Genomic DNA, 20,404 nt, shown 5'->3' with positions numbered 1-20,404 from the left:
GAGGATCGCCATGATGTCGGCCACCTTCGCCCCCTTGAGGATGTGGGGCAGGATTTGTAGGTTGTTGAAATCGGCGGCGCGGATCTTGAAGCGCCAGGGGGTCACGTCGTCGTTCCCCTGGATGAACACGCCGATCTCGCCTTTGCCCGATTCCAAGCGGGTGTAGAGCTCGCCGCCGGGGATCTTGAACGTGGGGGCCACCTTCTTGGCCACGATCTGGTAATCGAAGCCGGCGAATTCGCTGGTTTTGCCCTCAGCCATGCGGCGGGCTTCCAGGTGCTCGGTGGGGCCCCCGGGGATCATCGCGCAGGCCTGGCGCAGGATCTTCAGCGATTGGCGCATCTCTTCCACTCGCACCCGGTAGCGGGCGAAGCAGTCGCCCTCCTTCGCCCAAGCCACATCCCAGTCGAAGTCGTCGTAGCACTCGTAGTGATCCACCTTGCGCAGATCCCAGGGCACGCCTGAGGCGCGCAGCATCGGGCCGGAGAGGCTCCAGTTGATCGCCTGCTCGCGAGTGATCACACCCAACCCTTCAATCCGTTTGCGGAAGATCGGGTTGTTGGTGATCAGCTTCTCGTATTCGTCGATCTTGGGGCCGAACCAATCGCAGAAGTCGATGCACTTCTCCAGCCAGCCATAGGGCAAATCCGCCGCCACCCCGCCGATGCGGAAGTAGTTGTTGTTGATCAGGCGCTGGCCGGTGGCCGCTTCCCACAGGTCGTAGATCATCTCCCGTTCGCGGAAGATGTAGAAGAACGGTGTCTGGGCGCCCACGTCCGCCAGGAAGGGGCCAAGCCAGAGCAGGTGGTTGGCGATCCGGTTGAGCTCCAGCATCAGCACGCGGATGTAGCTGGCGCGCTTCGGCACCGGCACATCAGCCAGGCGCTCGGGGGCATTCACCACGATCGCCTCGTAGAACATGCCGGCCGCGTAGTCCATCCGGCTCACGTAGGGCACGAACATCACGTTCGTGCGGTTCTCGGCGATCTTCTCCATGCCGCGGTGGAGATAGCCGATCACCGGCTCGCAATCCACCACGTCTTCCCCGTCGAGCGTGACCACGAGCCGCAGCACCCCGTGCATCGAGGGGTGGTGCGGCCCGAAGTTCACCACCATCGGCTCCGTGCGCGTTTCTAGCTGCGTCATGGGGCCGAGGGTGATGGGCTCTCTGGCGGGATCTTAGGAAGGAAGGGCCGCTGCTTCTGGCGCTGCGCTTGAGCGATCCGCAGGATTCCGCCACGTTTGATCACGTTCCGGTCTTGGCGGGGCCAGTGCTGGCTGGGTTTGCCGAGCTTGAGGGCTTGCTGGATCAACGCGGTGAGGGTGTGTTGATCGATTGCACCCTTGGTGGCGGCGGCCACAGCGCCCTGTTGCTGGAGGCCCATCCGCGCCTGCGCCTGATCGGGCTCGACCAAGACCCCAACGCCCGCGCCGCCGCCGCGGAGCGCCTGGCTCCGTTCGCCGATCGTGTGCAGATCGTGGCCACCAACTTCGCGGCCTACACCCCAATGGAACCGGCCCTGGCGGTGCTGGCGGATCTGGGGGTCAGCAGCCCGCAGCTGGATGTGGCGGAGCGGGGGTTCAGCTTCCGCCTGGATGGTCCGCTCGACATGCGGATGAACCCCAGCACCGGCGAAACCGCCGCGCAGCTGATCGAGCGCCTTGAGGAAACCGAACTGGCGGATCTGATCTATGCCTACGGCGAGGAGCGCCTCTCACGCCGTGTCGCCCGGCGGATCAAGCACGATCTGGCGGAGCAGGGCCCCTACAGCGGCACCGCTGCGTTGGCCTATGCGGTGGCCGGCTGCTACCCCCCCAAAGCGCGGCGCGGTCGTCTTCATCCCGCCACCCGCACCTTTCAGGCGCTGCGGATCGCCGTGAACGATGAGCTGGGGGTGCTGGATCATCTGCTGGCCAGCGCGCCCGATTGGTTGGTGCCCGGCGGCCTCTTCGGGGTGATCAGCTTCCACTCCTTGGAAGATCGCCGCGTGAAAACGGCGTTTGTGAGCGATGAGCGCCTGCAGCGGATCACCCGCAAACCTGAAACGGCTGCGGAGGAGGAGCAGAACTCCAACCCCCGCAGCCGTTCCGCCAAATGGCGCCTGGCGCGTCGCCGCTGAGGGCGATCAGCCGTTGCTGAGGATGCCGGTGTGCTCCTGGCTGCCGAAGAGCTGCCGGTAGGCGGCGGTGCTGATGCAGATCACCACGGGGAACACCACGAACAGTCCGCCATAGCTGAACAGGGCGGCCACGGCGTGGATCACGCTCTCCACGATCGCCAGCCACAGCACCACCCACCAGCTGGGGTTCACGCCGCTGACACCCGCCTGGATGGTTTCTACCGGACGCTTCACTCCAAACAACGAGAGCTGCAGCAGGAACTTCTGGCTGATCAGAAACCAGATGTAGAAAATCCCGAAGATGATCACCGGAATCACGGTGAGGGCCGTGTTCAGTGCGTTTAGGCCCGTGCCGATCAAGGTGGCAATGACGCCCACCACACCCACCACGATCGCCAGCAGGATCACTGAACCAAGCAGGCGGCCGGAGGCCGCGCCATCCCAACGGGTGAAGTTGCGGAAGGAGGGGCGCTGGCCGTCGAGGCTCATCCAGGCGCAGCGGGTGATGCCCACCACACCCCAGAGGCCCACGATCACGTAACCAATCGCGCCCACCACCACTGCGATGCCGGCGGCCACCGGATGCAACAGCGGCAGTTCATTGCTGTTGAGGCGCAGCAGGCCTGCCAGCAACAGAGCGCCGAAGGGCACCAGGATCACGGTCACGAGCACCTGGAACAGCAGGAACGGCCAGGGGGCCCTGCAGAAGGCCTGCCAACCGTCTTCTACGGCGCGCAGCACCTGCAGCTTGTTGGTGCCGGGGGTCGGCAAAGTCATGTTGAGCTACGGGAGATGCATCAACCGTAGCGATTGGGGGTGTCAACGACTACCGCCTGAGAGGCGATTGAAGAATCAGAAGCGCCAGCGGAAGCCCCCGCCGTAGTTGATCGACTGAGTGCTGCCTGGAGACAGTTGACCAAGGGCGCCGCCATACAGGGTGACACGGTCACCGAGCTGTACATCCAACCCAAGTCCAACAGTCCACCACTGGGAGGGTGCGGGCGTACCTTCCACATCGAAGGAGGCACCCGGCGCCGCCGTGAACTGGGCATTCATGTTGCGTTGGGTGTTGGCCAGGTCGAAGGAGTAGCCGATGCCCAACCGGGGGATCCAGGTTGTGGAACCTTTCTTGATCGGCTGGCTGAACTCCACCCCAAAGCTGAGTGGAACGCTCGTGTAGGTCTCGCTGGCCACCTTGAGTGAGTAGGAGGCCTTACCCGGTGATGGCACCGGATCGAGCGGGTTTCCGGGTTGCTGGAAGGCGGCTCCACTGGAACTGGTCGATTCACTGAAGCCCGGTTGCTTCAGTTGCAGCCAGCTGATTCCCAGTTTGGGTGTGAGGGAAGCGCGGCCGATTGGCACACGGTGGCTCACCCCAAGCTGAGCGGAGTAACCGGTTGCATTCACCGTGCTCTGCTCGGTGGCAGGGGCGCTGAGGCTGAGATTGCGCCGAATGTCTGCGCTGTAGCTGCCGGCTCCCAGCATGGCGGTGAGCCTGGTCTCGGGGCCGAGGGCCTGCTTGGCGTAGAGCATGCCGCTCCAGCCGGTGGTGACCCCTGAAGTGCCCAGCGAGGAGGCGGTGGTCCAGAGGTTGTCCCAGCGGGCGGCGGCGCCGACCAGGGTGCCGGGCCGCACCAGGGCGTCGGCGCCGATGGTGGTGCCAAAGGCAGTGGTGTCGTAGGGGGCCTGGTCCGAGCTGCCTTTTCCGGGGGTTGAAGCGTCGTAGCCACTCATGAGGGCCCAGCCGCGCCAGGTGCCGCAAGGGGCCACCGCAGGTGCTGGCTGTTGTTTCGGCTGATCTCCGAGCCCTGTCGGTTGGCGAGGAGCCTGCTGCTGTTCCGCCAGGCAGCGGGCTTCAGGGTTGAGGGCAACCTCATCGAGGTTGTTGTTGACGGCGATCTGGAAGTTTTGGGCGGCATCGATCGCCACCTGGCTGAAGGCCGTGAGCGCTTCACCGGAGAGCTGCCGGTAGGTGTCGTCGAGCTCCGACACGGTTTCGTCGTAGAAGACGAGAGCTGCCGTGGGTTCGAACTTGCTGGTGCTGCCTGCGGCCTGGATCTTGTTGATCGCCTTGCCCACTTGGGTGGAGTTGGGGCTGAGACCTTTGGGCGCGTAATCCACGCTGTAGTCGAAGGCCAGATCGCGGCCGCCTTCGATCAGGCGCATGGAGAATTCGGCCACCGCAGAAATGGGGGCCACCAGCTCCAAACCATCAAGGCTGATGCCCGCAGCGGTGTCGATGATCCCCTGGCTGGTGAAGCTGCCGGGTTTGGCCTGACCCACCTGGTTAGGCAGCAGCGTCACGGTGCCATCGATAGACGTGGCGGCGGCCGCATTCAGCTGATCGGTGACACCGCTGCGCAACACCAGATCGGCTTCATAGTTGCCAGTGCTGGTCTGAATGTAGTCAGCCCAGATGTCGAGGGTTCCGAGGCGATACGGACCATTGGGTGAAATGGTTCCTGCGTTCAATACGATCGACTGCTCATCGAGATCGATGAACTGAGCTTCGATGCGACCTGTTGGGGCGTTATAGAAGTCGGTGAGGGCTCCTGGGATGGCGATGTTGCCGGCGATGGTGCCGTAATTGCGCACGTAGTCGTTGCCACCCACGCCCTCCAGGGCCATGGCGCGACCCTTGTCGCCGGCGATGATCGAGCCGCGGTTAATCACCCGCTCCACCTGATCGGTGACCAGCACGATGGCTGCACCACCCGCCCCGCCCTGGATGGTGGCGCCTTCGGCGTTCTCCACCCGGAGGTTGCCGTGGGTGTCGTTGGCGTTGGTGGATTTGGTGATGCCGATGCCGCCCACACCAGTGGACTGGATCACGCCGGTGTTGGTGACCACCACTTCACCGGCTCGGCTGCTGTCGCTGTCCGGTGCGCTTGAGACAGCGCTCACAGTGCCGTCAGGGTTCTGATAGAGATAGGCGCCGCCGCTGGCGTTCTGGAACAGCAGGGCAACGGCGTTCTCGCCGCTGGCACTGATCACACCGCTGTTGTTCACCGCGATGTTGCCGCTGCGTCCGGTGCTGGGCCCGCTACCGGAGCTGCTGTCACGCCTGACGCCGCCGAGCACGAAACCACCGCCACCGGCCAGGGTCTGCACCACCAAGGCGTGGGCCCCGCGGCCTGTGGTGCTGATGCGGCCGCTGTTGTCGATCCGGATCGACCCGGAGTTGGTTGAGGTGTTGGCATTGCCCGCCAGGCTCACGCTGCCGCCGCTGGCGCCCGCCACGCCACCGCCACCGCCGATGGTTTGCACCAACATGCCGAAGCTGTTGCTGCCCTGGGTCGCCACGGTGCCGTTGTTTGTCACCGTGATGTCACCGGCATCGGCGATGCCGGTGTTCGTGCTGCGGAAGGTGGTGCTGCTGCCGCCAAAGCTGTAGCCGCCGCCGCCGCCAATGTTTTGAAGCACCACCGCCGGGGCGTTGTCGGAGCTGGTCTGGATCGTTCCGGCGTTGGTGAAGTCAAGGCGGGCTGCGCTCTGGTTGCCATTGGACCCAGCGGCGCTGCCCAGGGTCACAGCCCCTAGGGCGGAGCTGCTGAAACCGCCACCGCCGCCGATCGTCTGCAGCACCACCGCGGGGCTGGCTTCACCCGAGCTGATCAGCACCTGATCAGTGCCGATGCTGGCGGTGATGGCACCACCGCGGCTGTCGCTGGCGATTCCGCCACCGGTGCTGCCGAGGCTGAGGCTGCCGCCCACCGCTGCGGTGGCGCCACCGCCACCACCAATGGTTTGTCCCAACAGGGCAGCGCCTTTGCTGCCCGTGCTGGAGAGATTGCCACTGATGGTGATGCTGAGCTCGCCGCCGCGACGATCACCGTTGCCGCTGCCGCCAAGGCTGGTGTTGCCACCCACGCTGCCCGTGATGCCGCCGCCGCCACCGATCGTCTGGGCTGTGAGCGGAGCGGTGTTGGCGCCGCTGCTCAACAGGTTGCTGTTCACCGTGATCGAGAGGCTGCCGCCGCGGCCATCGGGCTCGAGGCCGGAGCCGTTGCCACCCATCTCAAGGGTGGTGCCGATGTTGCCGCCGCGGCCACCGCCGCCGCCGATGGTCTGGGCGAGCAAGGCAGGTGCGTTACTGCCGCCGGTGCTGACGTCGTAGAGGCTCACCACCGTTAGATCACTGCCGCGGGAGCGGCCGGCGAACACACCACCGATCTGCGCGGAGCTGCTGGTACTGCCGGCGAAACCACCACCACCACCGATCGTTTGATAAACGAAACCGCTGGAGTTTTCACCGAGGGTGTACACCTCGCTGTAGCTGTTGGTGGTGAAGCTGAGGCTGCCGCCGCTGCCACTGGCACCGCCGAATGCGCTGCCACCGCCCAGCAGCAGGTTGCCGGAGGCCACGGTGCCGGCGGGGAACACAACACCGCCGCCGCCGCCGATGCTCTGGAGCAGGAACGCCGGCGCCGTATCGCCGTAGGTGGCTACGAGCCCGTTGCCCTTGTTGCTGCCGTTGAGGTTCAGGGTCACGGCACCACCATCGCCGCGGCCGCCATCGGCGCCGAGGGTGACCGAGCCGCTGGCATCGCCGGCACGGCCACCGCCCGCTCCCACGCTCTGACCAAAGATGCCGATGGCGTAGTTGCCCCGGGTGACCACTCGGGCGGCGTTGTTGATGGTGACGCTGCCGCCGTCGCTGCTGCTGAGCACCGCCGGGTCAACGGCACCGCTGCGGCTTGCCCCCAGGCGCAGGCTGCTGCTGCTGCTGCCAGCTAAGCCGCCGCCGCCGCCGATGCTCTGGGCCAGGATGCCGTCGGCTTGATCGCCGTAGGTGTCAACCGTGGCGTTCTTGCCGCTCAAGGTCACCGTCACGTTGCCGGCACTGTGGCGTGCACCGTCGATGGCACCCACCCGCACGCTGGTGCCGCCAAGGCTGGTGTAACCACCACCGCCACCGATGCTCTGGGCCAGCACACCGATGCTCTGGGTGCCATTGGTGCTCAGAGCATCGCTGAAGCTGAGGTTCACATCAGCCGCCTCGGAGATGGCGGCGTTACTGCTGCCCAGGCTGATGGAGCTGGCCGTCGCGCCGGCTGTGCTGCCCACGTAGCCACCACCCCCAGCGATGCTCTGGGCAATCACCGCAGGTGAGTTGCGGCTCTGTTCCGGATCGATCACGTCGCCGGGGCTGTTGGCGCTGCTGTTACCCGATGTGCGGCCGCTTCCACCGGTGCCGATGGTGGATTGGCTGCTGTAAGTGATCGAGCCGCTGTTGCTGTTGCCCTGGGGTGATCCGCCCAAGGCGATCGCGCCACCGCTGGCAGTGGCGAGGGCGCCCCCCCCACCGATGCTCTGGAGAATCACGCCGGGGGAGTTGATGCCCCTGGTCTGGATCGCTTTGAGGGTGGTGAGGTTCAGGTCGCCGGAACGGTTTACGCCGGCCCCGTTGCTGCCGATGGTCACGCCATTGGGCTGGCTGGCGATCAGACCACCACCACCGCCGATGCTCTGCAGCACAACGGCGGCGGAATTGTCGCCGCTGGTGCTCAGCTCAGCGCGATTTACCGCCGTGATCGCGGAGCCATTGCTGAAGCTGCCGGCTGATGTGGTGGTCCCCACGCTCAGGGAGCCGCCGAGCGAACCCACCAGGCCGCCGCCGCCGCCGATGCTTTGGAGCACGAGAGCGGGGGAGTCGCTGCCGTTGGTGGAGATCTGCTTGTTGCGGCCGGTGTAGTTGAGGCTGCCGCCGCTGGCAGATATCGCCTCTGACAGGCTGCCTCCCAGGCTGATGTTGCCGCCCACGTTGGCCACCACACCGCCGCCACCGCCGATGCTCTGGAGGGTGACGCCAGGCGCGTTGTCACCGTTGGTGACCAGCCTGTAGCGCAGGATCAAGTTGAGATCGGCGCCGTCGGAGCGCCCGACGGTTTGACCGCCAAGGCGCACGTTGCCGGAGGTCACACTGCCGATCCAGCCGCCGCCGCCGCCGATGCTCTGGTGGATCACGCCGGCGGAGTATTGACCGGTGGTCTGGATCTTGCCCTTGTTATTGGTGAGAGACACCACACCGCCGCTACCGGCCGTGCCGCTGTTGCCGCCGCCCAGGACCACCTCGCCGCTGGAGCTGCCGGTGCCAATCCCTACGACGCCACCACCGCCACCCACGGATTGGATCAGGTAGGCCGGTGCGTAGTCGCCGGAGGTGGCAATCAGGCCATTTTTGTTGTTAAGCAACACCGAGCCGCCATCGCCGGAGCCACCATCGGCACCGAGGGTGATGCTGCCGCTGGCGCTGGCCACCCGACCACCACCGGCGCCGATGCTCTGGGCCACCACACCGATGGAGTAATTGCCGCTGGTGACGATCTTGGTGCCCTGGTTGCGCACGCTGACGTCGCTACCGGAGCCGTTGGCACCACCGCTCGCACCCATCACCAAGCTGGTGCCGCTGGCTCCGGCTGAGCCACCGCCGCCACCGATGCTCTGGGCGATGACGCCTTCTGAGTTGTCGCCGCTCGTGAAGATGCGTCCGCGGTTCACCACGGTGACCGTGTTGGCGTTGCTGCCACGGCCGCCGCTCATGCCCAGGCTCATGCTGGTGCCGCTCTGGTTGGTGAAACCACCACCACCGCCGATGCTCTGGGCGATCACAGCCGGGGATTGGTTGCCGCTGGTCTGCACGGTGCCGTCGTTGGCCAGGTTCACCACCACGGCACCACTGTTGCCGAGCTGGTTGCCGCTGCCGCCCAGGCGCACGCTGCTGCTGTTGCCGGTGCCACTGCCACCCACAAAGCCGCCGCCACCGGCAATGCTCTGGGCCAGCACCGCCACCGCGCTTTCACCAGCTGTGGCAACCACGGAGGCATTGGCGGTGGTCACGCTGACGGCGCCTGCGTTGGCCAGACCATTCACGCTGCCCCCCAGGGTCACGCTGCCCTGGTCGGTGTAGGCGATCCCGCCGCCTCCGGCGATCGACTGGGCGACGATGGCTGCGGCATTGCGACCCTGGGTTGTGATCAGCTCGTTGGTGCTCACCGTGACGTCGCCAGCACTGCTGGTGCCACTGCTGCTGGTGCCGAGCTGAATGGTCTGGCCGCCCACCACGCTGGCGGCACCGCCACCGCCGCCGATGCTCTGGGCCAGCAGGGCCGAGGAGTTGTTGCCCGCGGTGCGGAGCATGGCCTCGCTGGTCACGGTCACATCGCCGCCGGAGAGGTTGCCGCTGCCGCTCCCCTGCAGGCTGGCGTTTCCGCTAACGCTGGCCACCAGGCCGCCGCCGCCGCCGATGCTCTGAGCCACCAGCGCCGGTGATTCGTCGCCAAGCGACACGAGACCGAACGGGCTGCTGGCCACGGTCACCGTGATCTCCGCGGCACTGGCGTCAACGCTGCCGGTGCTGCTGTTGTTGCTCAGGCCGAGGCTGGCATTGCCACCGGCATTCGCGGCGCGGCCGCCGCCGCCGCCGATGCTCTGGATCAACACCACCGGTGCGTTATTGCCCGTGGTTTGCAGGCTGCCGTTCAGGCTGACCTGAATCGGGCCGCCAGAGAGGTTGCCGCTGCTGTTGGTGGCGCCCAGTTGCAGGTTGCCTTGGCTGTTGCCGCCATAGCCGCCACCACCGCCGATGCTCTGGAGCACCAAGGCCGGGGAGTTGTTTCCGCTGGTGAGCACGTTGCTGTTCAGCTGGGCGGTGATCCCTGCGCCGGAGCCATCGCTGAGGCCGCTGGCCCCCAGGGCTGTGGAGGTGGTGCTCTGCAGCAGCGACCAGCCGCCGCCACCGCCGATGCTCTGGGCCACAACGCCAGCGGCGTTCTCACCACTGGTTGCGATCACCCCATCACGGTGTTCCAGTTGCACGGTGTTGCCGCCGGCATTGCTGCCACCGCTGGCGCCGAGGTTGAGGTTGGTGGTGATGGCGTTGTCGATGGCCTGGATGGCACCGCCACCGCCGCCGATGCTCTGCAGCAGCAGGGCCGGTGAACCGCTGCCGGCGGTGGTGATCTGCCCCGTGCTGGTGAGCTCGAGGGCACCAGCTGCGCTGTTGTTGCTGCTGATGCTGCCGAGGCGGTCGCTACCGCTGCTGCTGGCCACCGTGGCGCTGCTGGCCGGAAGGCCGCCACCGCCGCCGATGCTCTGCAGCGTTATGCCGGCAGCGTTGTTGCCCGTGGTTTGAATCTGAGCGTTGTTGGTCACCGACACAGCCCCGGCTTGCAGGTTGCTCCCGTTCTCGCTGCCCAGCTGCATGGAGAGGTTGCTGCTGTTGATGCCGGCCATGCCGCCGCCGCCGCCGATGCTCTGGGCCACGAGGCCAGCGGCATTGGTGCCGGCGGTGATCAGCACGCTGCTGTTCCGGACGGTGACGTTGCCGCCCTGTTGGCTACCCGCACTGCCGGTGCTGCCAAGGATGACTTGGCCGTTCACCGTTGCCACGATGCCGCCACCACCGCCGATGCTCTGGGCGAGCAGTGCCGGGGCATTGCTTCCCGCGGTCTGGATGCCGGAGGCAGTGTTCACCACCAGCACATTCCCGGCGTTCTGAGAGCTGCCAGCACCCAGGACCCCGATGCTGCCCAGTTGCGCGGCGCCGTTGATGTTCACCACCTTGCCGCCACCACCGCCGATGCTCTGGGCGAGCAGGCCCACGGAGCTGTTGCCCTGAGTTACAAGCGTGCCGCTGTTGTTGACCGTGACGGTGCTGCCTTGCATGGAGCCACTGCTCAAGTAGGCGCCGAGGTGAGCTTGACGTCCGCCATCCCCGGCAAATCCACCGCCTCCACCCAGCGACTGCGCCAGCAGGGCTGAGGAGAAGTCGCCCAGGCTGGAGAGGATCGAGCTGTTGGTGACGCTGACGTTGCCGGCGTTGCCCTGGCCGCCCTTGATGGAGCCCAAGAGCATCAGATCGTCGGAGCCCTGCAGCACGCTCCAGCCACCGCCACCGCCGATGCTCTGGGCCAGCAGCACCGTGGCGGCATTGCCCTGGGTGGCGAGGTAGCGGCCAGACGATGTCACAGACACGGCGCTGGAATCGCCAGAGCCTCCCTGGTTGCTGAACTGCTCGGCCAGGAGGCTCAGGGCGCCATTCAGGCCAGCGATTGTGCTGGCATCCATGGCATCGAAGCTCGACTGCTCCGCGCGGATGTTGCCGATGAAGGTGCGCCGTGTGTTCCCATCGACTAGTGCACCTTTTGCTCCCAGGATCAAGGTGGGGCTTGAGCTGTCGCTCACCTGGCCCACGAAGCCACCGCCGCCGCCGATGCTCTGGGCTACCAGGGCCTGGGATCCGCGCCCCTGGGTTTGCAGGATGGCCGTGTTCTTCACGGTCACGGCCCCGCCCTGCTGGTTGCCGGTGCCGTAACTGCCCATCAGGATCAGATCGGTCCCACTACCGGTGGTGGTGTAGCCGCCACCGCCGCCGATGCTCTGGGCCAGTAGGGCCGGTGCGTTGCTCCCCAGCGTGGTCACCGAGCCGCGGTTGGTCACGGTTACGGCGGCAGCACTGTCGTTGGCGGAGCCCACACTGCCCAGCAGTGCGAAGGAGGCATCACCACTGATTGGGCCTGTGGCACCGCCGCCGCCGCCGACGGAGTGAATGAGCAGACCGGGGGAGCTGTTGCCTGTGGTGGAGATTTCCGCCCGGTTCCTCACACTGATGTTGCCGCCCATGGCGAGTCCCGCCACGTTGCCGCCCATGGTGAGGTCGCCATCGATGCGGCCCACGTAGCCGCCACCACCGCCGATGCTCTGCACCATCAGGGCCGGTGCCGCGTTACCCAGGGTCTGGAGCGACTTGCCCCTGGAATTCACCGTGACATTGCCGCCCTGGAGATTGGTGTCACCCGCTAACACCACATCACTACCCATGCTGGCGCGCTGGTAGATCGAGCCGAACACCGAACCGCCGCCACCGCCGAGGGAGAGCACGGCCAGGCCACTGGCGTTTTCACCGGCGGTGCTGATTCGTCCCCTGTTTGTCACGCTCACCTCGCCGCCGCTCAGGTTGCCTCGCAGGGCGATGTCGCTCACGCCATCAGCACTCGCGCCGTCGATGGCTCCCAGGGTGAGCCAGTCGGCATCGGCGGCAATCGAACCACCGCCGCCGCCGATGCTCTGGATGCGTAGAGCGTGGGAGTTGGCGCCAAGGGTTACCAGGTCGGCGCTGTTGGTCACCGTGATGTCGCCGCCGGGAGCATTGCTGCCGCCCTTCATGCCCACGCGGCCCTTGGCAGAGTGCACACCCTCCACGAAGCTCCAGCCGCCGCCGCCGCCTACGCTTTGAATCAACAGCGCTGGGGAGTTGGCCCCGAGGCTGCTCACCGTTTGACCGCTGTTCGTCACGGTGATGTCACCTGCTGCGGCTTCGTTGGTGTAGAAGCCCGAGAGATACATCTTTTCGGAGGTGTTGCCAGGAGCGAATTCCAGCGATGCGGTGTAACCACCGCCGCCGCCGATGCTCTGCGCGAGCAGGGCAACAGATCCTTCGCCCTGAGTCTGAATCGAGGCGCTGTTGTTCACGGTCACGGAGCCAGCGCGGCTCTGCTGGCCGAACAGGCTGCCCATGAAGAACTTTTCGTTGCCCTCAGAGTTGGTAGCACCGCCGCCGCCGGCGATGCTCTGGGCTAGAAGGCCAGCGGAGAAGATGCCGCGGGTGAGAAGCTGGCCGCTGTTGGTGATGTTGATGTTGCCGGCATTGGCCACGGCGGGGCCATTCATCCCCATGGTGAGGGTGCCACCGGTGATGTCTCCCGTCAGACCACCACCGCCAGCGATGCTCTGGGCCAGCAGGGCTGGTGAGTAGCTACCGGATGTGCTGATTTCAGCCGTGTTGGTGATCGTGATGTTGCCGGAGTTGAGGATGTAGCTGCTCCCCAGCGATGGAACAGTGACGCTCGACGAGTAAGCGCCGCTGCCAAGTCGTCCCTCCTTGTTCTTTTCCAGGATGGTGCCGGTCAGGCCGCCACCGCCTCCGATGCTCTGGGCGACCAAGCCGCCGGCGTGGTCGCCACTGGTGCTGATGAAGGCACCGGTGTTGGTGATGTTGATGTCGCCGGCGTTGGCAGTTAGTGATCCCTCAGAGCCGGTGAGACCAAGCTGCAGCTCACCTCGGATGTTGTTGGCCCGGCCGCCACCGCCACCGATGCTCTGCACGAACAGCGCTGGCGAATCGTTCGACAGGGTGGTGATGTTGCCGCTGTTTTGCAGGGTCACGCTGCCACCGGACGTGTCGCCGGTGCTGTTGGTGGCGCCCATGGTCAGGTTGCCGGCGGCATTGGCAATGACGCCGCCACCACCGCCGATGCTCTGGATGATGATGCCGCCGGAGCTGAGTCCCTTGCTCGCCACCTCGGCAGTGTTGACCACCGTGATCGAGCCAGCGGCGTTGTTGCCGGAGGCATTGGTGGCGCCTACCTGACTCTCGGAACCACTGTCGGAATCGAGGTAGGCCCAGCCGCCACCACCGCCGATGCTCTGCACCAGCAGGGCACGGGCGTAGTCCCCTTCGGTGTAGAGCAGACTCCCGGTGTTGGTGACATTGATGTCTCCGGCGGCCCCATTGCTCAGATCCGTGCCGCCGAGGGTGAGATCAAAAACGCGGGGGCTGGACCCAACGCGCCCGATGACGCCACCGCCGCCGCCGACGCTTTGCACCAGCAAGCTGTCGGATGCAGCCCCTGCACTCTGCAGGGCTGCACTGTTCACAACGTTGATGCTTCCACCGCCAACGTTGCTGCTGCGAGCGCTGCCCAGATTCACCGTTTCTGAGTTGTTGTAGTCGCCCTGAGTGGTGGCCGTGAAACCACCGCCACCGCCGATGCTCTGCACCACCAGCAACGGCGCATTGTCTCCCAGGGAGGTCATCGCGCCACTGTTGATCACACTCACATTGCCGCCAGGAGCGTTGCTCACGCCCGCGCCACCCATGCCGATGCGGGTGCCGGTGACGCGGCCTACCATGCCGCCCCCACCGCCGATGCTTTGGACCACGGCGGTGGGTGAATCGGCGCCGATGCTCACCAGTTCAGTGCGGCTGCTGATGCTGATCGTTCCGCCGCCAGCTGACTGCAGATTGGTGCCCCCAAGAAGGATGCCACCGGCTGCATCGCCCACCCGGCCGCCACCGCCACCGATGCTCTGCACGGTGAGCACCGGTGCGGTGTTGCCATCGGTGCGGGCCAATGCACCGTTGAGGGTCACGCTGATGGCACCGCCGCTGCTGCTGCCCCGGCCTGCGATGCCCGTGGCGCCCAGATCGCTGAACCCATCCTTATCACCGGCTCCCACATTGCCGCCGCCGCCGCCGATGCTCTGGATGAATAGGGCGGGGGAGAAGTCCCCTTTTGTGTAGACATTGCCGCTGTTGTTGAAGCTGATCGCCCCTGCATTGGCGCTGCCGGCCAGGAGCTCAGCGCCGAGGTTGAGGCGGCCTGACGCTGCAGCGATCGTGCCGCCGCCACCGCCGATGCTCTGCGCGTTGATCCCCACCGAGGAAACCCCCTGGGTGTAGATGTTCGCGGCATTGGTGATGTCAAGGTTGCCCCCATCGGCGCTCGCATCCGCACCGATGGATCCCAGACGGGTTGCAGCTCGGTTGGCCCCCTTGATCAGGGCATAGCCGCCGCCGCCGCCAATGCTCTGAACGTTCACAGCGGCGGAATAGTCGCCGAGGGTGGTGATCTGACGGGCGGTGTTGCGCAGATTGATCGCCCCGCCATTGGAAGCGAGGCTGCCCCTGGCACCGAAGAAGACGGTGTATTGCGCATCGCCATTCACCTCGGAGATGTAGCCACCGCCGCCGCCGATGCTCTGCACCAACAGGGCCGCTGAGCCGGTGCCTTCGGTCTGGAGGCTGCCGCTGTTGGTCACGTTGATGGCCCCGGCACTGGCATTACCGCTGCCGCTGCCCCCCAGACGGATCAGATCACCGCTGATCGTTGCCGATGATCCACCACCGCCGCCAACCGATTGCACCACCATCGCGGCTGCATTGAGCCCGGTGGTGGTGATGGTGGAGCGGCTGCGCACCTGCACCGATCCACCGCTGGTGTTGCCGGTGTTGCTGCCCCCCAGGATCAGGTTGGCGCCGACGGTCACACCGGTGAAACCACCGCCACCGCCGATGCTCTGCACCAGCAGGCCGGTGCTGTTGCGGCCCTGGGTCGCGATTTGTTTGTAGTTGTTGGTGACCTGGATGGCGCCGCTGCTGCTGCTGCCACCGGCGGCGGTGGTACCGCCCAAGGTGGCGTTGCCCCCCACATCCGACACCCAGCCGCCACCACCGCCGATGCTCTGCACCATCACCGCCGGTGCTCCCGTGCCATCGGTCTGCACCGCCCGGCCCTGGGTCTTGAGGGTGATGGTGCCACTGTTGCTGGTGGCGGCCTGGGTGCCGCTCTGGCCGAGCTGGGCGTTGCCGCCCACCACATCACCCAGGCCGCCGCCGCCACCGATGCTCTGCACCACGACCGCCGGGGAGGCGTAACCGGTGGTGTAAACAATCCCGGAGAGCTGAACGGTTAGCGGGCCTGCTGAGAGGTTGCCGCTCACGTTGCTGGCCCCGAGCGTGACGTTGCCCACGGCGCTGCCGGTGACACCGCCACCGCCGCCGATGCTCTGGATCACGACGCCGGCGGAGGAGGCCCCTGTGGTGTAGATGTTTGATGTGCTCCGGAGGTTGATGGAGCCACCTGTCATTCCCCCACCGCTCTCACTGCCGATTTGAGCATCGGGATTGCTGCGCAGCAGCGACCAGCCACCACCACCACCGATGCTCTGGGCCACCAGGGCGGGGGAATAGTTGCCACTGGTGCTGATGAAGGGGGCCGTGTTGGTGATCGTCAGGTTCCCACCACTGGCCTGCTCTTGCCCCGTGCCGGAGAGGGTGACGTCGTAGCTGTCGGTGTCGGTCGTTTCTGCGATATAGCCACCGCCGCCGCCGATGCTCTGGGCCACAAATCCGGCCGAGCCATACCCCTTCGTCTGGATGGCACCGCTGTTGTTGATCGTGACGCTGCCACCACTGCTGAACTGGCCGGCGGTGCCGCCCAGGCGGCTCAGGTCTCCGGCGGATTTCGCGGCAGCACCGCCGCCACCGCCAATGCTCTGAACCAGGAGGGCAGAGGCATTGTTCCCTTCGGTGTAGATGCTCCCGGAGTTGGTCAGACTCACGGCCCCACCCATGGTTTCGCCAAGGGCGGAGCCACCCAGCACAACTGCGTTGCCCTCGGAGATTCCGGCGGTACCGCCGCCCCCGCCAATGCTCTGCACCAGGATGGCTAAGGCATTGGCGCCGACCGTGGCGACGTTGGCGGTGTTGCTGACGCTGACATCGCCGCCGGAGAGGTAACCGCTGCCGCTGGCGCCCATGGTCACGTTGCCGGCGACCGCCGCCACCCGACCGCCACCGCCACCGATGCTCTGGGCGTAGAGAGCCGGCGAGTTCTGGCCGCGTGTCACCAGGCTTTCGCCCGTGTTGACGATGCTGATCTGGCCGCCTTGGGCGTTAGTGCCCGGTGTGATGTTGACGCTGCCGAGGTTGGCGGAACCGGTGACCACGCCCAATACACCACCACCGCCGCCGACGCTCTGAGCGATCAGCAGGGGGCTGCTATTGGCAATGCTCTCCAGGGCAGAGCTGTTGGTGATGGTGATGCTGCCGGCGGCCTGGCTGCCGCCGCTGTTGATGGAGCCCAGTTGGGCATCGCCATTCACGCTGCCCACCTGGCCTCCGCCTCCGCCAATGCTCTGGAGCGTGATGGCACCTGAATAGGTTCCCTTCGTGAGGATGACGGCGCTGTTGTTCACCGTGATGGCACCACCATTGGCCTGGGCTTGGCTGCTACTGATGCCAAGGCTGGCGTTGCCGTTGAGCGCCGGGCCCATGTAGCCGCCACCACCGCCGATGCTCTGGGCGAGCATCCCTGGGCTGTAGGTGCCTTCGGTGAGCAGGAACGTGCTGCTCGAGTTGATGGTGATCGCCCCGCCGCTGAGGTTGGCACTGCTGCTGGCGTTGGCGGCACCAAGAACCGCTGAGGTGCCGATCTCAGCGATGCGGCCACCGCCACCACCAATGCTCTGGGCAATCAACGCGCCGGAGTAAGAGCCCAGCGTGATGATGTTCCCGCTGTTGTTCAGGGTGATGGGCTGGGCGCCCTGGGCACCGGTGGCTGAGGTGGAGCCGGCGGTGGCACTACCCGAGATGCGGTTGATGCTGCCGCCACCACCGCCGATCGACTGGTAAAGGATGCCGGGCGAGTAGATGGCGCTGGATTGGAGCGTTCCCGTGTTCACCAGGGTGGTGACCCCGGATTGGCCATTGCTGCCTGCGCTCTGGCTGCCAAGCACGGCATCGATGTAGCCGCTGTTGGCGATGCCGCCGCCGCCGCCAACGCTGGAGAGCAGCAGGGGGATGGAGTCTTCGCCGTAGGTGGCGATGGTGCCACTGTTCACCAGGCTCACATTTCCGGCGTTCCCACCGGCACCACCACTGGCCCCGAAGTTGGCTGCTCCGTTGCCGGTGGTGGCACGGCCGCCGCCACCGCCCACCGATTGGGCGAACACACCGAGTGAACTGGCGCCGTAGGTGACGATCAGTCCAGAGTTATTGATGTTGATGGTCCCTGCGTTCCCGCCGGTACCGCCACTGGCCCCCATGGTGAGGGTGGACTGGTTGGTGCCCGCATCACCGCCGCCGCCGCCGACCGATTGGGCGAAGACGCCAACCGCGTTGTTGCCGAAGGTGCCCACAGTGCCGCTGTTTGTGACGGTGATGGAGCCTGCATTCCCGCCGCTGCCTCCACTAGCTCCGAAGGTCAGCGCCACCGACGAGCTGCTGCTCACTGAACCACCACCACCGCCGATGCTCTGCGCATAGATGCCGTAGGCGGCATCGCCCTGGGTGACGATGACGCCTCGGTTGGTCACCTTCACAGATCCGGCATTGCCGCCGCTGCCACCGCTGGCACCGACGCTCAGGGCTGCATTGCCTGTGTTACTGGAGTTGCTGGCCAGCGCCATCGAGACACGCCCGCCGCCACCGCCGACGCTCTGGGCAAACACGCCGTGGGCCTGGGAGCCGAGGGTGTCGATGCGGCCGCGATTGGTCACCTTCACGCTGCCGCCGTTGCCGCCGGAACCTCCACTGCCGCCGATTTGCAGGCTGCCGTTGAGGTTGTTGGAGGAGCTGGTGCTGGGGCTCGTGACGCTGCTCTCGCCACCACCGCCGCCCACGCTCTGGGCGTAGATGCCCACAGAGTTTGTGCCGCTGGTGCTGATGCGGGCACGGTTGCTGACGCTCACGGAACCACCGCTGCCGCCGCCGCCACCGGTGCCACCCATGGTGCCGCTGAGGGAGAAGCTCGAGCCATCGCCATTGCCCATGGCGGAGCTGGCCTGACCGCCACCACCACCCACGCTTTGGGCGTAGATCGCGGCTGAACTGTCACCGAAGGTGGCCAGCTGACCCCCGTTCACGGTGACGTTCACCTTGCCGGCGCTGCCGCCGTCACCGCCGCTGGCACCAAGGTTCAGCTGCAGGCTCACGCCCGCGTCCTGCACATCGTTCATCGTGGTGCCAGCGGCGCCACCGCCGCCGCCGATGCTCTGGGCCATCAGGCCGGGGGAGCTGTTGCCGGTGGTCTGGATGATTAGCCGCTGCAGCTTGGCGGTGACGGACCCACCATTCCCCCCGCCACCACCAGCGCCGGGGACACCAACGCTGCCGCCGAGGGAATAGGTGCCGTTGCCGCCATTGGAGCTGTTGCTGACGCTTGAACCCTGGCCACCGCCGCCGCCCACGGATTGCAGAAGGATCGCTTGGCTGTTGTCGCCCTCGGTGAGCACCGTGAGGTTGCCGCTGCCACGCTGGCGGAGTTGCACACGGCCGCCGTTGGCGCCCGAACCGCCGGCACTGCCCATGCTGTAACTGGCACCGGCGCCGTAGTTGGCGTTGGCGCCCGCAGCGGTGTTGGTGACGGTGCCGGCTGCACCGCCGCCGCCGCCCACCGATTGCAGGAACACACCGATCGACTGGTCCCCGGTGGTTTGCACGGTGCCGGCCAGCTGGGCCGTGACAGCCCCGCCGTAGCCACCCTTGCCGCCTCCACCAGCACTGCTGGCGTTCAGGCCCATGCTGAAGGTGGCGTTGGCCTCAGTGGCGCCGGCCGTGGCGCTCGAGGTGATGGAGCCGCCTTGACCACCACCGCCACCGATGGATTGGAGAAGGATGCCGTGGGAGATGTTTCCGGAGGTGAGGATGACACCGTCCGAATACAACGACACGTTGCCTGCACGGGCACCGGTCCCACCAGCTCCGCCCATCGCGAAGGAAGCGGAGAGATTGCCGCCAGCGGAAGCGGAGTTAACGGAACCACCGGCGCCACCACCGCCGCCAACGGACTGAAGGAAGACGCCGTGGGCGTTATCGCCGAAGGTTTGAACGGCGAGGGGAGCGATTTGGGAGGCGGAGCCGAGGGAGACGTTTCCTGAGGCACCACCGGAGCCACCGTTACCGGAGAGAGAAGCGGTAGCGCCGAAGGAGAAGGAGGCGTTGGAGGCGGAGGTTGAGGCGTTGCCGGAGAGGATGGAACCGCCCTGGCCGCCGCCGCCGCCAATGGACTGGAGGAGGATGCCGTGAGCGCCAGTACCGGTGCCTGCGGTGAGGTTTCCGGTGATGACGGTGAGCTGAGAGGGAACGGAGAAGGAGACGTCACCAGCGGAGCCGCCGTTGCCACCGGCGCCGCCCATGGCGAAGGAAGCGGAAGCAGCGATGGAGGAACTGCCGCCTGCATCGGAGGCATTGGTGACGGAACCAGCGGCCCCACCACCACCGCCAACGGATTGAGCGAAGAAGCCGATGGAGCCATCGCCTTGGGTTTGGATGCCACCGGCGATGGAGCCAAAGACATCACCAGCGGCACCGGCATTGCCGCCGGAGCCAGAGAGAGCAGCGGAAGCGCCGAAGGAGAAGGAGGAGTTAGCGGTGGTGCCAGTGGAAGCTGTGGCATTGGAGGTGATGGCCCCGCCTTGCCCACCACCACCACCGATGGACTGGAGAAGGATGCCGTGGGAGGCATTGCCGGAGGTGAGGAAGGTGCCGTTGGCGTAGAGGGAGACGTTTCCGGCACGAGCGCCAGAGCCACCGGCGCCGCTCATGGAGAAGGAAGCGGAGAGATTGCCGCCAGCGGAAGCGGAGTTAACGGAACCACCGGCGCCACCACCGCCGCCAACGGACTGAAGGAAGACGCCGTGAGCGTTATCGCCGAAGGTTTGAACGGCGAGGGGAGCGATTTGGCTGGCGGAACCGAGGGAGACGTTGCCGGAGGAACCGC

4 protein-coding genes are annotated in these 20,404 nt (G+C 66.2%); 1 reads left to right on the top strand and 3 read right to left on the bottom strand.

Annotation, left to right across the window (positions count from 1 at the left end):
• Positions 1-1,146 (bottom strand): NAD(P)H-quinone oxidoreductase subunit H (locus ACIQ2E_RS14505; RefSeq protein ID WP_398332112.1); only part of this gene is annotated, 1,146 nt, incomplete at its 3' end.
• Positions 1,147-1,208: 62 nt separating this feature from the next.
• Here ACIQ2E_RS14505 and rsmH point away from each other — a divergent pair.
• Positions 1,209-2,120: a 16S rRNA (cytosine(1402)-N(4))-methyltransferase RsmH gene (gene rsmH, locus ACIQ2E_RS14500; RefSeq protein WP_398332115.1), complete on the top strand. Its 912-nt coding sequence runs from the start codon at positions 1,209-1,211 to the stop codon at positions 2,118-2,120.
• A gap of 6 nt (positions 2,121-2,126) precedes the next feature.
• On the opposite strand, the gene ACIQ2E_RS14495 is transcribed toward rsmH, so the two are convergent.
• The gene (locus ACIQ2E_RS14495) at positions 2,127-2,897 is read right to left on the bottom strand and encodes a hypothetical protein (protein WP_398332109.1); all 771 of its coding nucleotides are present in this window, start codon (positions 2,895-2,897) and stop codon (positions 2,127-2,129) included.
• Positions 2,898-2,972: 75 nt separating this feature from the next.
• Entirely contained in the window at positions 2,973-20,228 is a 17,256-nt protein-coding gene (locus ACIQ2E_RS14490; protein WP_398332106.1) for a hypothetical protein, read from the bottom strand.
• Between the last annotated feature and the right edge of the window lie 176 nt (positions 20,229-20,404).

The sequence above is a fragment of the Vulcanococcus sp. genome (assembly GCF_044369115.1).
Classification (GTDB): Bacteria; Cyanobacteriota; Cyanobacteriia; order PCC-6307; family Cyanobiaceae; genus Vulcanococcus.
Note: the sequence above shows the minus strand (reverse complement) of the source record. Positions and strands in the feature narration are given on the sequence as shown.